This window comes from Actinomadura meyerae, from assembly GCF_900188445.1.
GTDB lineage: Bacteria > Actinomycetota > Actinomycetes > Streptosporangiales > Streptosporangiaceae > Spirillospora > Spirillospora meyerae.
In genome coordinates this window covers 119,262-133,291 of the sequence record NZ_FZOR01000024.1, presented here as the reverse complement: position 1 = coordinate 133,291, position 14,030 = coordinate 119,262, and the positions used below count along the sequence as shown (strand labels likewise).

Genomic DNA, 14,030 nt, shown 5'->3' with positions numbered 1-14,030 from the left:
GTGCCCGGGGTCGGGCCGCGGCGTCCCATCGGGTCGAACGTCGCGCCTTCGGAGCGGGGGAAGAACTCGTACCAGGCGCCGTACAGCGCGCGCTGCCGGTGCACCACCAAGGGGTACCAGTCCGACACCGTCAACAGATCCCGCAGCGGGTAGCGCCGCACGATGTCCAGCACGGTCGGTTCTCCCGCGGCGGCGAGCCGTTCGAGAACGTCGGCGTCCTCGTCCACCAGCAGGCGCGTGAGCCGGGTCAGCACGCGCCGGTCCTTTGCGGGGACGTCGCGGGCGGCCCGGGTGAACAGCGCCGCGCCCTCGGTGAGCATGAGTTCGACGTCCTGGCCGCGCGGCACTTTGATCTGGGCGTCGTGCCACCAGTGCGCGATCGGGTCGCCCCACGCCTCGATCCGGAACGACCACGAGCCCATCCCGGTCGGCGTCACCAGCGCCGACCACCGGTCCAGCCCCTCGCCGACCTCGGCCATCCGCTCACCGGGCAGCTCCTCGCCGTCCGGCGTGCGCAGCACCACCGCCGCGCCCAGCCGCTCGTGCCCCTCCCGGAACACCGTCGCCGACACCTCGACCGTCTCACCCACCACGGCCTTCGCCGGCCACCGGCCGCACCCGACCACCGGCGACACGTCCAGAATCGGAATGCGGCCGAGTTCGGCCTCCAGCTTCACCTGCATGTGCCCGCTCCCGCTCTCGGCGCGATCCCTCCCGCGCCGGTCGCAGACATCCATGCCCCGTCCGCAATCTCCGGCCATCCCCGGTACGACAAGATCATGCAAAGAAGTGCCGTGCCGGGGGAGGGGAGCGGGACGCGCGGTCAGCCGGCGGCGCGGATGACCGAGGCGACGCCGGCTCCGGTGGTGACGAGCCGCCGGTACTCGGGCTGCCGCAGCTCCCCGCCCATGAACGGGTACGGGTTGCGGTGCACGGCCGGGCTCGGCTCCTCGCTGAGCGCGGCGAAGTGGATCTCGCGGGCGCCGGTCGCCGCGACGATCCGCGCGACGTTGCGGTCGGTGACTCCGCCGCCGGGCATGACGATGATGCGGTCGCCGGCGCGCTCCACCAGCTCGGCGATGAGCGGCGCGCCCTCCAGCACGCTCACGTCCTGCCCGGAGGTGAGGACACGGTCGACGCCCAGCTCGACGAGCTCCTCCAGCGCGGCGAACGGGTCGGCGGTCATGTCGAACGCGCGGTGGAAGGTGACGGGCAGGCCGCCGGCCGCCGCGATGAGCCGCTCCACCACCGGCCGGTCGATCGTCCCCTCCGGGGTCAGCGCGCCGATCACGACGCCGTCCGCGCCGGCCTCCCGGACCAGCGCGGCGTCGTGCTCCATCGCCGCGACCTCGTGCTCGTCGTAGATGAAGTCGCCGCCGCGCGGGCGGATGATGACGTTCACCTTGATCGACGACACGGCGGCGAGCGCGGCGCGGACCGTGCCCAGGGTCGGGGTGAGCCCACCCTCGAACAGCGCCGCGCACAGCTCGACGCGGTGCGCGCCCGCCCCCTCGGCGGCGATGGCGCCGGCGACGCTGTCGATGCAGATCTCGTAGGTGAGGCTCACGGACGTCCTTCCTCGGTGGTGCGGATCTCGCCGACCGGGCGTCCGCCGCCGAGGACCGGGACGGCGCCGAGCGGGTCGGCGGGGCGGGTGTCGGCGCCGAGCGCGGCGAGCGCGCGCAGCGCGATGGCGGTGGTGGCGCGGGGGCTGCCGTCGATGACCTTCACCGCGACGGCGCGGCCGTCGGCGGTCGCGGCGATGAACACGCCCTCGGCGCCGCCCTTGGCGACCGTGCCCGGCAGCGCCCGCATGAACTCGGTGTTGGCGTGCCCCGTCCCGCCGACGTACTCGGGATGGGCGCGCATCGCGTCCGCGACCGGGCGGGCCTCGCCGGACAGCACGAGCGAGCGCGCGGCGCGGGCGAGCCCGGTGAGCGTGAGCCCGAACAGCGGCGCGCCGCAGCCGTCGACCGCGACGGGCGCCGGCTCCTCGCCGGAGGCGTCCGCCATGGTCTGCCGCACCGCCAGCTGGAGCGGGTGCGACGGGTCGAGGTAGGTGTCGGCCGGCCAGCCGTTCGCGGCGCACGCGGCGAGCATGGCGGCGTGCTTGCCGGAGCAGTTCATCCGCACCCGCGACTCGCCCTCGCCCGCCCGGATGAGCGCGGCCTTGGCCGCCTCGTCCTCCGGCCAGGTCGGCGGGCAGCGCAGGGCGTCCGCGCCGAGCCCGGCGTCCGCGAGCATCGCCTCGACCGTCTTGACGTGGAAGTCCTCACCGGTGTGGCTGCCCGCCGCGATCGCGAGGCGCTCCCCGGCGAGCGGCGCGCCGGCCCGCAGGCAGGCGAGCGCCTGGAACGGCTTCGTCGTGGAGCGCGGCAGGACGGTCTCGTCCGGGTTGCCGCGCGCGTAGGCGAGCGCGCCGTCCGGGGCGAGCCCCGCGACGCTGCCGTAGTGGCGGCTCTCCACGAAGCCGTTCCGGACGACCTCGGCCAGAACTTCGTACATGACTTCCCTCGTTACGGTTGCGCCGCCGGGACGGTCTCCCGGACGGGGGCCCGGCCGGCGCGGGACGGGCGGCCGCGCTGCCGCGCCTCCAGCGTCCGCGCGAGCTTGGCCAGCGACGCGTTGATCACCAGGTAGATCAGCGCGATCACCAGGTAGGTCTGGATGAGCAGGTGGTTGTAGTTCGCGAGGACCTTGCCGCTGTAGAGCAGCTCGGCGTAGCTGACGACGTACCCGAGCGAGGTGTCCTTCAGCAGCCCGGCGGACTGGCTGACCAGCGACGGCAGCACCCGCCGCGCCGCCTGCGGCAGCACGATCAGCCGCATCGCCCGGCCGCGGGTCAGGCCGAGCGCGAGCCCCGCCTCCAGCTGGCCGCGCTCCACCGACCGGATCCCGGCCCGGAAGATCTCCGCGAACGCGGCGGCGTTGGACACCGACAGCGGCACGACGAGCTTCCAGAACAGCGGCAGGTCGACGCCGTACCTCGGCAGCGCGAACAGCACGACGTAGACCAGCAGCAGCGCCGGGATCGTCCGGACGATCTCGACATAGGCGGCGGACGGGACGCGCAGCCACCGCGACGGCGAGACCCGGCCGAGCGCGAGCACGATCCCCGCCGCCATGGCCAGCGCGATGGACACGGCCGCCGCGTACAGGGTGGAGCGCAGTCCCTCCAGGAGGTACCGCCACATGACCCACGTCCCGTACGGGCGCCACCGGTCGGCGGCGAGCTGGCCGTTGTCGGCGAACTGGCGCAGCGCGAGCGCGACCAGGACGGCGCCGCCCAGCAGCGTCAGCGCGGTGGTGATCCGGATGCGGCGGCGGGCGCGCGGGCCCGGCTCGTCGAACAGCAGCCGGGCCGAGTTCCCCGCCCCGGAGGTCCCGTTCCCCTTCATCGCAGGCCCGCCTTCATCGCAGGATCGCCAGCTTCCGCTCGAGGCCGCCGGTGACCAGCCCGAAGACCCCCGACAGCGCCATGTAGGCCAGGCCCGCCGTCACGAAGATCCAGATCGGCTGCGCCTCGGCCAGGTTGACCCGGTTCGCGGCCGCGGTCAGCTCCACCACGCCGACCGCCGCCGCGAGCGCGGTGTTCATCAGCGTCATGATCGCGATGTTGCCGAGCGGCTGGACGACCGTCCGCAGCGCCTGCGGGAGGACGACCAGCCGCAGCGACTGGACGAACGTCAGACCGAGCGCGCGGGCGGCCTCGCCCTGCCCGGCCGGCACCGCGTTGATCCCGGACCGGATCGCCTCGGCCATGTACGCCCCCTGGTAGAGGGCGATGACGACGACCGAGGTGGTGAACAGCCCGGCGATCACCCCGATCTCGGGCAGCCCGAACACGGCGATGACCAGCCAGACCAGCAGCGGGATGTTCTGCAGGACCTCGACGTAGGCCATCCCCGCCGCGCGCAGCACGCGCACCGGGCTCACCCGCATCGCCGCGACGAGGACGCCGGCGGCGAGCGCGCCGGCGAGCGCCAGCAGCGTCAGCTCGACGGTCAGCAGCAGCCCGTCGCCGAACTCCCCGAGGTGGTCGGTGATGACGTCCATGGCCGGAGGGCCTACTCCGAGCCCGGCGCGGAGCCGATCGCGGGCGGCCGCGGAGCCTCACCCTGGACGACCGTCCCGATCGAGTTCTTCCAGACCTTCGCCCACAGCCCGGACTCCTGGATCTTCTTGAGCCAGTCGTTGACGAACTGCTTCATCTGGGCGTCGCCGTGCTTGAGGCCGATGCCGTACGGGTCCTCGGTGAACGGCTCGCCCTGGATCTGGATGGACGGGTCCTGCTTCGCGGTCGCGAGCAGCACCGCCTGGTCCTGGACGTAGGCGTCGCCGCGGCCCTGCTTGAGCGCCTGGACGCACTCGGGGTCGCTGCCGAACGTGACGATCTTCGCGTCCGGGGCGGCCTTCTTGATCGCCGGGATCGCCGGGGTGTTGGCGCCCGCGATGACCGTCTTGCCCTTCAGGTCGGCCGGGCTCTTGATGCCCGTCTCGTCCTTCTTGGTGGCGATGACCAGGCCGGAGCTGTAGTACGGCCCGGCGAACGCGACCTGCTTCGCGCGCTCCGGCGTGATGCTGTAGGTCTGGAAGACCACGTCCACGGTGCCGTTGGACAGCAGCGCCTCGCGCGTCTCCGACGCCGAGTTGACGATCTTCACGTTGGGCTTGCCGATGATGTACTTGGCGAGCAGCCGGCCGAAGTCGGCGTCCAGGCCCTCGACCTCCTTGGTCGCCGGGTTCTGCTGGGACAGCAGCGGCGCGTCCAGCGAGCCGCCCACGATCAGCTCCCCGCGCTGCTTGATCTTCTCCATGGTGGAGCCGGCGGGGATGTCGGCTGCGACCGGCGCGGAGGCGAGCAGGTCGTCGCCCTTGCCGGCGCCGGCGCCGGGCACGGCGGAGTCGGAGTCGCCGCCGGAGCAGGCCGCGAGGCCGGTCAGCGACAGCGCGGCGAACGCGGCCACCGCCGCCCGCCGCAGCCCCGCAGGGGTACCTACCATGATCATCAACCTTTCTCGGGTGGCGCGCCATGGGCGGCGCGCCGGTGGTGCCACTAGTGGCTGAGGACCTTGGCCAGGAAGTCCCGGGCCCGGTCGGTGGCGGGGGAGTCGAAGAAGGCGGCCGGCGTGCCGGTCTCGACGACCTCGCCGTCCGCCATGAACACGACGCGGTCGGCGACCTTGCGCGCGAACCCCATCTCGTGGGTGACGACGACCATCGTCATGCCGTCGCGGGCGAGGCCCGTCATCACGTCGAGGACCTCGCCGACCATCTCGGGGTCGAGCGCGGAGGTCGGCTCGTCGAACAGCATCGCCTTCGGCGCCATCGCGAGCGCGCGGGCGATCGCGGCGCGCTGCTGCTGGCCGCCCGACAGCTGCGCGGGCAGCTTCCCGGCCTGCTCGCCGATGCCGACCCGGTCGAGCAGCGCCCGCCCGCGCCGCTCGGCCTCGGCGCGCGACAGCCCGCGCACCCGCGTCGGCGCCAGCGTCATGTTCTCCAGGACGGTCTTGTGCTGGAACAGGTTGAACGACTGGAACACCATGCCGACGTCCGCGCGCAGGCGGGCGAGGGCGCGCCCCTCGGCGGGCAGCTCCTCGCCGTCGACGCGGATCACGCCGGCGTCCGGCGTCTCCAGCCGGTTCAGGCACCGGCAGAGCGTGGACTTGCCCGACCCGGACGGGCCGATCACCACGACCACCTCGCCGCGCGCGACGTCGAGGTCGACGTCGCGCAGCGCGGTGTGGCCGCCGAAGCGCTTGCTGAGCCCGCGCACCTCGATCATTCGGTCACCTACGATCCAACTTCCTTCGAAATCGAAGCCAAGCGCGACGATAGATGTAAAAATCGACGTAAGTCAACACGTTGCTGTACCAAGTTCGCGCATGCTATCTATCTGGGGTGCGTAACAGCAGAGACGACGGACCGGCGGCGCTCGTGCGGCTGGTGGCGACCGGCCGGGCGGAGTCGCGGGCCGAGCTCGCCCGGCTGTCCGGGCTCGCCGCCTCCAGCGTCTCGCTGCGGGTCGAGCAGCTCATCACGGCCGGCCTGTTCGCCGAGGAGGGCGCCGGGGCCTCGCGCGGGGGCCGGCGGCCCCGCCGCCTCCGGCTGGCCCGGCAGGCGGGCGTCTTCCTCGTCGCCGACCTCGGCGCGCACCACGCCCGGCTCGCCGTCGCCGACCTCGCCGGGGCGCCGCTCGCGGTGTCGGACCTGCGCTGCGACATCGCCGCCGGGCCCGAGGCCACGCTGACCCTGGTCGTGGACAGCCTGCGCGCGCTGGCCCGCGGGCAGGGGCTGGCGGACGTCCCGGTCCGCGGCATCGGCATCGGGCTGCCCGGCCCCGTCGACCCCGCGACCGGCCAGGTCGTCTCGCCGTCCCGGATGCCCGGCTGGAACGACTTCCCCGTGCGCGACCACGTCGGCGGCCGGACCGGGGTGCCCGTCCTGGTGGAGAACGACGCCAACCTCATGGCGGTCGGCGAGCACCGCCGGTCATGGCCGTCCCTCGACAACCTCATGGTCATCAAGCTGGGCAGCGGCATCGGCTGCGGCGTCATCGTGGACGGCCGGCTGCACCGGGGCCGCGGCGCCGCGGGCGACATCAGCCACGTGCGGATCCTGTCGGAGGCGACGGTCGACTGCTCCTGCGGCCACCCCGACTGCCTGGAGGCCCACGCCAGCGGCGCGGCGCTCGCCGCGGCCCTCACCGCGCAGGGCATCGCGGTCGAGCACCCGTCGCAGATCGTGGACCTCGTCGCCGACGGCGTCCCGCAGGCGACCAGCGCCGTCCGCACCGCCGGCCGCCTCATCGGCGACGTGCTGACCGCGCTCGTGAACTTCTTCAACCCCGACGCGCTGGTCATCGGCGGCAGCCTGTCGAACGCCGAGCCCCTCGTCGCGACCATCCGCGGGGTCATCTATGAGCGGTGCCTGCCGCTCGCCACCCGCAACCTGGAGATCGCGACCTCGCGCGCCGGCCGCGACGCCAGCGTCCTCGGCGCGGGCCGGCTCCTGCTCGGCGCCGCCGACACCTGGATCGACCGGGTGCTCGACCGCTAGCGCCGGCGGCGCCGGTCAGCGGTGCGCGGCGAGCGCCTCCCGCGCGGTCGCCACGTCCGGCGCGATCGCCACGCGGCGCTGCAGCCCGGCCACGTCCGAGACCCGGCGGACGAGCCCGCGCGGCGGCAGCACCACCCACATGGGGACGCCCAGCTCGCTCGCCCGCATCTGCGAGCGGGTGATCACGTTGAGGCCGTTGGAGTCGCAGAACGTGCAGCCGCTGAGGTCGATGATGAGGGCGGGCGTCCCGGAGTCGAGGAGCCGCACGGCCTGCTCGAGGATCGCCTCGCCGTTGCTGAGGTCGACCTCGTCGGGGAACGTCAGCGTCCCGCAGGTGTCCGTGATCTCGACACGTGCCACTCCGAGCTCCATGGTCCGCCCCAAATCGATTTCCTCACCTGGATGACAACGGGGGGTACTTCACTGCGACTGTAAGCCCCGATCCTGAGCGGAACCTGAAAGAAAGGGTCAAGTCTAGGACCTCCCTCACCCATACCGCCGGGGAACCCGTTCGCTCGGGTTTTGTCCCGGTATGTCGCTTCTGGAGCTGCGGGAGCCCGTAACCGAGGCCCGTCCGGCCCGGTGCGGGCGGCGCCCTGGCCGCATGGGGCGTCCCTCGGCGGCAGGTCACGACAAACCCTTATATTTCACCCTGTGGCCTGCTAGCACCGGGGGTGGGGAATGAGCGCGGTCCCAGCGGATCCAGTGGTGATCGACGGCGGCGACCGGTCCTGCGTGCGGCTGCTGCTGGAGTTGCGCGGGCACCTCGCCGGGCTCGCCCCCGGAACCGTCGTGCACCTGATCGCCGGCGATCCGGCGGCGCCGATCGACCTGCCCGCCTGGTGCCATCTGACCGGCCACTCCTACCTCGGCCCCGTCGCGTCGGCCCCGTCTCCGACCTATGCGCTCCAGGTGGCCGCCGACCCCCGTCCGACCTCCCCGGAGTCGCCCTGGCGCCCGCGCTGACCGCACCGGCGCCGCGCCGTACCGAACGTCGTTCGGACGCTATTGGCGGAGCGCCAGGTAGCGGTTAGGGTGGCGGGCGGTGGCGATGAAGGGACGTTGGGATGAGCGGGCCGTCTGTCGCGATCGTCGGAAGCGGGTTCAGCGGGCTGGGGCTGGCCATCGCGCTGAAGCGCGCCGGGTGCGCCGACCTGACCGTGTTCGAGCGGGCGGACGACCTCGGCGGCGTGTGGCGGGAGAACACCTACCCCGGCGCCGCGTGCGACGCCCCCTCGCACCTGTACTCCTACTCGTTCGAGCCGAAGCACGACTGGTCGCGCAGGTTCGCGCCGCAGCCCGAGATCCTCGACTACCTGCGGTCCTGCGCGCGCAAGTACGGCGTCACCGAGCACATCAGGTTCGGGGCGGAGGTCACCGCCGCCGACTTCGACGCCGCGACCGGGCGCTGGACCGTCCGGACGGCCGGCGGGGACGCCTGCACGGCCGACGTCCTGGTGTCGGCGTGCGGCCAGCTCAGCCGCCCGTCCCTGCCCGGCATCCCCGGCCTGGAGACGTTCGCCGGCACCGCGTTCCACTCCGCGCGCTGGGACCACGGCCACGACCTCGCCGGGCGCCGGATCGCCGTCATCGGCAACGGGGCGAGCGCCGTCCAGTTCGTCCCGCGGATCGCGCCGCGGGCCGCCCGGCTCACCGTCTTCCAGCGGGAGCCGCAGTGGGTCGGGTGGAAGTGGGACCGCCGGTACCCCCGGCTCCGGTCGCGGCTGAACCGCCGGTTCCCGGTTCTTCAGCGGCTGTCCCGGCTCGGGGTGTTCCTCTGGTTCGAGGTCCTGCTCAACCCGATGCTGATCTCCCCGCGCGGCCGACGGGTGCTGTCCGCGCACGTCCGGGCGATGTGCCGCGCCACCCGGAGGTCGGTGCGCGACGAGCGGACGCGGCGCGACCTCACGCCCCGCTACGAGCTCGGCTGCAAGCGCGTCCTGGTCTCCAGCGACTACTACCCGGCCCTCAACCTGCCGCACGTGGACGTCGTCACCAGCCCCATCGCCGAGGTCACGCCCGACGCGGTCGTCACCGCCGACGGCACCGCCCACCAGGTCGACACCATCATCATGGGCACGGGCTTCCGGTCGCACGACTTCGTCGCCCCCATGCGCGTCACCGGCCTGGACGGGCGGGCGCTGGACGACGCCTGGCGCGACGGCCCCCGCGCCTACCTCGGGCTGGCCGTCGCCGGTTTCCCGAACTTCTTCCTGATGTACGGGCCCAACACCAACGTGGGCTCCGGGTCGGTGGTACACATGCTGGAGAGCCAGATCGCCTATATCGTGCAGGCCGTCCGCGCCCTGCGCGACCCGGAGGTGCTCTACATGGACGTCCGCGAGCGGGTGCTCTCCGAGTTCGACGAACGCCTCCAGCGCCGCCTGGACGGGACGGTCTGGAACGCCGGCGGCTGCACCAGCTGGTACGTGGGGGACGGCCGCCGCAACGCCAGCAACTGGCCCGGATCGATGCTCGCCTACCGCCGCAGAACCCGCGGTCTCGACCCGTCCGACTACCGGTTCGTGAAGCGCTGACATGGGCCGGGCCACCGCACATCCGCTGCTGCGCACCCTGGACGGCCTCCTGTTCATCCCGCCCGAGCACCACCGGCCGGACACCGGCCGCGCGGACGCCGCCGCGATGCTCGCCTGCTCCGAGGACACCCTGACCGACCTCGTCCGGCACGGCCTGCCGGCCACCGGCGAGCGCGGCCGGGAGCGCTTCGACTCCCGCGACATCTTCAACATCGCCCTCTACTCCGGCTCCGGCCGCACCGGAATCGAGCGGACCGTCGCCTCCGCCCTCGGCTGGACCCGCGCGTCCTGCGAGGACCTCATCGCGCCGCGCGTCTCCCGGTTCGAGCTGCGGGTCGCCTGCGGTTCCCCGGACGGCTGCCGCCCCGGCGCCCGCAACACGCTCGCCCGGCCGCGGACCGGCGCCTACGGCGGCCGGGTCCGGCACGTCCGCGCCCACCCGGCCGGAGCGGCGCGCAACGCGCACGCCGGGACGGCGGCGACCGCCCGCGGGTCCGGGCCGGCGCTCACCCTCTCGGCCGTCCTGCGGACGGTCGGCGACTGCCCCGTGCTGCGCTCGCCCGCGCTCCGCGCGATCCTCCGCGAGTTCATGGGCGCGGAGCTGCGCTGGCTGCGCCTCCCCGAGGCCATGCGCGACGACGAGTCCCTCGTGCCGCGCGGGTTCGCGAGCTGCGGGGCGGCGAGCCGCTACATCGCCCGGCTGTGCCGGGAGGAGGGCATCCCCGCGACGACGCGGATCGGCTGGGTCGTCGGCCTGCCCGACCTCGTGCACGCCTGGGTGGAGGTCGAGGACGAGGACGGCGTCACCAAGGTCATCGACCCGACGTTCGTGCTGCTCGCCGAGGTGATCCCGGGCGCGAACCCGATGCTGCGCGACCCCGGCATCGCCTTCCGCACCAACCGGCTCGTCCCCACCGCGCTCGGCGTGGGCGCCGACGTCGCCTCCCACACCTGCGCCGCCGGGCACGTCCCGCGCGTGAGCACGACCCTGGTCCCGCTGGGCTGACCGGCCGCCGGGCGGGCCGCCGGACGGGTGGGCCGCCGGGCGGGCGGGTTGTCGGACGCGCGTGCGATGGTGGTGGGGTGAGCGCCGATGAGGAGCGTGACGGGGTCCGGCTGACGAACCTCGACCAGCCCCTGTTCGAGGGGGCCGACGCGACCAAGCGCGACCTGGTCGACTACCTGGACGCCGTCGCCGGCCGCCTCGTGCCGCAGCTGGCCGGGCGTCCGCTGTCGGTGGTCCGCGTGCTGCGCGGCCAGAAGCCGTTCATGCAGAAGAACGTCCCGAAGTACGCCCCCTCCTGGGTGCGGACCGTGCGGGTGTGGGCCGAGACGTCGCGCCGCGAGGTGGCGTACGCGCTGTGCGACGACCGCCGCACCCTGCTGTGGTTCGCCAACCAGCGCGCCGTCGAGTACCACCCGCCGCTGCTGCGCGCGGACGCGCCGCAGCGCCCCACCCACCTCGTGATCGACATCGATCCGCCGGGGGCGGACGCGTTCGGCGCCGCGGTGCGGGCCGCGCACCTGGTGCGGCGCGCGCTCGGCGACTCCGGGCTGGCGGGCGCGGTGAAGACCAGCGGCGCCAAGGGCGTGCACGTGTTCGTCCCGCTGGACGGGCGGGCCGCGGTCGAGGACGTCGCCGCCGCCACCCGCGCGCTCGGCGCCCGCGCCGAGCGGCTCGACCCCGCGCTCGCGACGACCGCGTTCATCCGCGAGGACCGGGGCGGCAAGGTGTTCCTCGACTCGACCCGCGCGGGCGGCGCGACCGTCGCCGCCGCCTACAGCCCGCGGATCCGCCCCGGCGCGCCCGTCTCGTTCCCCGTCGCGTGGGACGACCTCGACGGCGTCGCCCCGGCCGACTTCACCATCCGGACCGCGCTCGAGGTGCTCGGCGACCGCGACCCGTGGGCGGAGCTCATGCCCGCGCCGCAGGCGCTGCCCGCCGACCTGGTCGAGGAGGGGCACACGATCCCGATCGCGCGGGTCCAGGCGATGCACGAGGGCAGGCGCCGGGCCAGGGCGCGCCGCGAAGCCGGCTGACGGGCCGGCCGGCCGGCGGGGCGGCCGACGAAACGACGGGCGGCCCCGTGCTTTTCCCCGGGCTCCGCAGGCGGCCCGGGGAAAAGCACGGCGAAAACTCAGGAATTCAGCCTGACCGGCAGTGACCGGTGCCCGTTGGAGATGAACGACTCGACCGGCCGCAACTCGCCCGGATCGACGGCGAGCTCCATATCCGGGAAGCGGCCGAAAAGCGCCGGAAGCGAGATCTCGGCCTCCATCCGCGCGAGATGCGAACCCACGCAGAAGTGCACGCCGTGGCCGAAGGAGATGTGCTCCTTGTCGGCCCGCGTGATGTCGAAGACGTCGGCGTCGTCGCCGTGCAGGGACAGGTCGCGCCCGGCCGCGGCGTAGGCGGCGAGGATCGCCTCGCCCTTGCCGATCGTGACGCCGTCGACGTCGATGTCCTCGACCGCGTAGCGCAGCGGCAGGTTCGCGACGGGCGCCTGCCAGCGCAGCGCCTCCTCGATCACCTCCGCCCACGGCACCTCGCCGGACCGCACGAGCGCGTACTGCTCCGGATGCGTCAGCAGCGCGGTGATCGCCTGGTCGAGCAGGTTCACCGTGGTCTCGTGCCCGGCCGAGATCATCAGGATCAGCGTGTCGACCAGCTCCTGCTCGCTGAGCTGCGACCCGTCCTCGTCGCGCGAGGAGATCAGCACCCCGGCCAGGTCGTCGGCGGGCTCGCGGCGCCGGAACGCGACGAAGTCCTGCAGGATGCCGTACATCTCGGTCTGGTTGGCGATCGCCTCCTCCGCCGTGAGCGCGGTGTTGAAGATGCCGTCCACGCACCGGCGCAGGCTCGGCCGCGTCTCGTCCGGGACGCCGAACAGCCGGCAGATCACCTCGATCGGCAGCGGGTAGGCGAACGCCTCGCGCAGGTCGGCGCGGCCGCCGGGGGAGGCGGCGAGCCCGTCCAGCAGGCCGGCGGTGATCCGCTCGACGTCGGGCCGGAGCGCCTCGGTGCGGCGCGGCGTGAACGCCCGGGAGATGATGGTGCGCAGCCGGCGGTGGTCCTCGCCGTAGGCGGTGAACATGTTGCGCACCGAGACCCACAGGCGCAGTGGCCAGTCCTCGGATATCTCGCCGTCGATGTACTTCGTCCAGTGCAGGTTCGGGTCCTTCGACACCCGCGGATCGGCGAGCAGCCGTTTCAGCTGCTCCTGGCCGGTGACCGCCCACGCGACGACGCCGCCGGGCAGTTCCGCGAGCGTCACCGGCCCGCGCGCCCGCAGTTTCGCGGCCTCCCCCTGGACGTCGCCGCCGGAGGGGTCGAGGACGAGCGGATTCTCCATTGTGGCCCTTTCCACGGACGCGTCGGAGCGCGCCCGCGGGCGGCTCCGCAATGACGGACCCAGCCAACGTACGGGGCCCCGCGCCATGCCGCTAGATCATCGCGCGGACTCGTCCCTCGGCCGCGTTTTTCGGCCATTCCTTAAATGGCGGCGCGGAAATCCTCGCCGCGGGATTCGGGTTCAGCGGCGGCCGGCGTCGGCGGCGAGCAGCGTGCGGAGCTGGTCGGCGGCGTCCGGTTCGAGGGCGGCGAACCGCTCCCGGTACAGCGCGGTGGACGCGGGCGCGGGCCAATCGGCGGGCAGGTGCCCGGCGGGCAGGCCGGGGTCGGTGCGCAGCAGCTGCAGCCAGTCGGCGCCGAGCAGGGTGAGCCGGCTGAGCGGGCTGCCGCGCCGCTCCTGGTCCGGCGTCCAGGTCGCGATGAACGACTCGTGCTCGGCGCGGATCGCCTCGACGTCCCAGGCGCGGCGCAGCAGCCGCGGCACGTCGGTCCCCTCCACCGGGACGGAGTAGAACGCGTCGGCCAGCTCCGCCAGCCCGGCGAACTCGGGGCCGGCGAAGATCGCGTCGATGTCGACCCGGCCGGGCGCGATCCACAGCCCGTCCCGCAGCCCGCCGAAGCCCGCCCAGATCAGCCGGGCGCGGATCTGGTGGCGCAGGTCGCGGCGGCTCTCCGGCATGGAGTAGCTGAGCAGCGTCCACTCGCCGCCGGGGTGGGCGAACGGTTCCGGCGAGCGGACCCGCGGGGTGGCCTCGCGGAGCAGCTCCTCGGCCCACGGGGTGAGCGAGAACCGCGCGGTGCGGCCCTCCCGGACGCGGACGAGCAGCCCCTTGCGGGTCATGCGGGCGAGCGTGGCGCGACCGGCCGCCTCCGCGACGCCGAGGTCCTCCAGCAGGTGGAGGAAGACCCGGGAGCTGATCGGCGGGAGGCCGCGGTCGAGGACGAGCGAGCCGAGGAAGCTGAACAGCAGCTGCTGCGGAGCGCGCCGGCGCGGCCGTGCGCTCGCGGACGCCTCGTCCTGCTCGGCGGTCATGCCCCGTCCCTCCGTCGTCGCCGGTCGTCGCCCTGCTGGTCATGCCTTG

15 protein-coding genes are annotated in these 14,030 nt (G+C 73.8%); 5 read left to right on the top strand and 10 right to left on the bottom strand.

Features of this window, described 5'->3' with window-relative positions:
• The 7 genes from CHF16_RS23775 to CHF16_RS23745 all read right to left on the bottom strand — a co-directional run.
• Positions 1-683, bottom strand: a 683-nt coding sequence (locus tag CHF16_RS23775; protein WP_179271668.1) for a maltotransferase domain-containing protein, incomplete at its 3' end; no start/stop codon positions are given.
• Positions 684-823: 140 nt separating this feature from the next.
• Positions 824-1,567, bottom strand: coding sequence for a copper homeostasis protein CutC (locus CHF16_RS23770; RefSeq protein WP_089328317.1), 744 nt, complete (start codon positions 1,565-1,567; stop codon positions 824-826).
• Complete coding sequence (locus CHF16_RS23765) at positions 1,564-2,505, bottom strand: asparaginase (RefSeq protein WP_089328316.1); 942 nt, start codon at positions 2,503-2,505, stop codon at positions 1,564-1,566. The genes CHF16_RS23770 and CHF16_RS23765 overlap by 4 nt, the downstream gene beginning before the upstream one ends.
• Positions 2,506-2,516: 11 nt before the next feature.
• Positions 2,517-3,398 carry an amino acid ABC transporter permease gene (locus CHF16_RS23760; RefSeq protein ID WP_089328315.1) on the bottom strand — a complete coding sequence of 294 codons (882 nt, stop codon included), beginning with the start codon at positions 3,396-3,398 and terminating at the stop codon, positions 2,517-2,519.
• 13 nt (positions 3,399-3,411) lie between these two features.
• Positions 3,412-4,056, bottom strand: coding sequence for an amino acid ABC transporter permease (locus CHF16_RS23755; RefSeq protein ID WP_089328314.1), 645 nt, complete (start codon positions 4,054-4,056; stop codon positions 3,412-3,414).
• 11 nt (positions 4,057-4,067) lie between these two features.
• The gene (locus tag CHF16_RS23750) at positions 4,068-5,003 is read right to left on the bottom strand and encodes a glutamate ABC transporter substrate-binding protein (protein ID WP_089328333.1); all 936 of its coding nucleotides are present in this window, start codon (positions 5,001-5,003) and stop codon (positions 4,068-4,070) included.
• Between the two features lie 53 nt (positions 5,004-5,056).
• Positions 5,057-5,785 carry an amino acid ABC transporter ATP-binding protein gene (locus CHF16_RS23745; RefSeq protein ID WP_089328313.1) on the bottom strand — a complete coding sequence of 243 codons (729 nt, stop codon included), beginning with the start codon at positions 5,783-5,785 and terminating at the stop codon, positions 5,057-5,059.
• Between the two features lie 116 nt (positions 5,786-5,901).
• On the opposite strand from CHF16_RS23745, the gene CHF16_RS23740 reads away from it, so the two are divergent.
• Complete coding sequence (locus CHF16_RS23740; protein WP_218826803.1) at positions 5,902-7,059, top strand: ROK family protein; 1,158 nt, start codon at positions 5,902-5,904, stop codon at positions 7,057-7,059.
• A 15-nt stretch (positions 7,060-7,074) separates the two neighbouring features.
• Here the strand turns inward: CHF16_RS23740 and CHF16_RS23735 are convergent, their stop codons facing one another.
• Positions 7,075-7,419: an STAS domain-containing protein gene (locus tag CHF16_RS23735; protein ID WP_179271667.1), complete on the bottom strand. Its 345-nt coding sequence runs from the start codon at positions 7,417-7,419 to the stop codon at positions 7,075-7,077.
• Positions 7,420-7,740: 321 nt separating this feature from the next.
• Here CHF16_RS23735 and CHF16_RS23730 point away from each other — a divergent pair, with 321 nt between their 5' ends.
• The 4 genes from CHF16_RS23730 to CHF16_RS23715 all read left to right on the top strand — a co-directional run bounded on the left by CHF16_RS23730 (position 7,741) and on the right by CHF16_RS23715 (position 11,636).
• Complete coding sequence (locus tag CHF16_RS23730; RefSeq protein WP_089328310.1) at positions 7,741-8,025, top strand: sulfurtransferase TusA family protein; 285 nt, start codon at positions 7,741-7,743, stop codon at positions 8,023-8,025.
• A 101-nt stretch (positions 8,026-8,126) separates the two neighbouring features.
• Positions 8,127-9,596 (top strand): flavin-containing monooxygenase, encoded by a 1,470-nt coding sequence (locus tag CHF16_RS23725; protein ID WP_089328309.1) that lies wholly within the window; start codon positions 8,127-8,129, stop codon positions 9,594-9,596.
• Between the two features lies 1 nt (position 9,597).
• Positions 9,598-10,602: a transglutaminase-like domain-containing protein gene (locus CHF16_RS23720; RefSeq protein WP_089328308.1), complete on the top strand. Its 1,005-nt coding sequence runs from the start codon at positions 9,598-9,600 to the stop codon at positions 10,600-10,602.
• A 77-nt stretch (positions 10,603-10,679) separates the two neighbouring features.
• Positions 10,680-11,636, top strand: coding sequence for a DNA polymerase domain-containing protein (locus CHF16_RS23715; RefSeq protein ID WP_089328307.1), 957 nt, complete (start codon positions 10,680-10,682; stop codon positions 11,634-11,636).
• 98 nt (positions 11,637-11,734) lie between these two features.
• Here CHF16_RS23715 and CHF16_RS23710 read toward each other — a convergent pair whose 3' ends face one another.
• Both CHF16_RS23710 and CHF16_RS23705 read right to left on the bottom strand, forming a co-directional pair.
• Entirely contained in the window at positions 11,735-12,949 is a 1,215-nt protein-coding gene (locus CHF16_RS23710) for a cytochrome P450 family protein (RefSeq protein ID WP_089328306.1), read from the bottom strand.
• A 180-nt stretch (positions 12,950-13,129) separates the two neighbouring features.
• A complete protein-coding gene (locus tag CHF16_RS23705; protein WP_089328305.1) occupies positions 13,130-13,981 on the bottom strand; it encodes a PaaX family transcriptional regulator in 852 nt (283 codons plus the stop codon).
• Between the last annotated feature and the right edge of the window lie 49 nt (positions 13,982-14,030).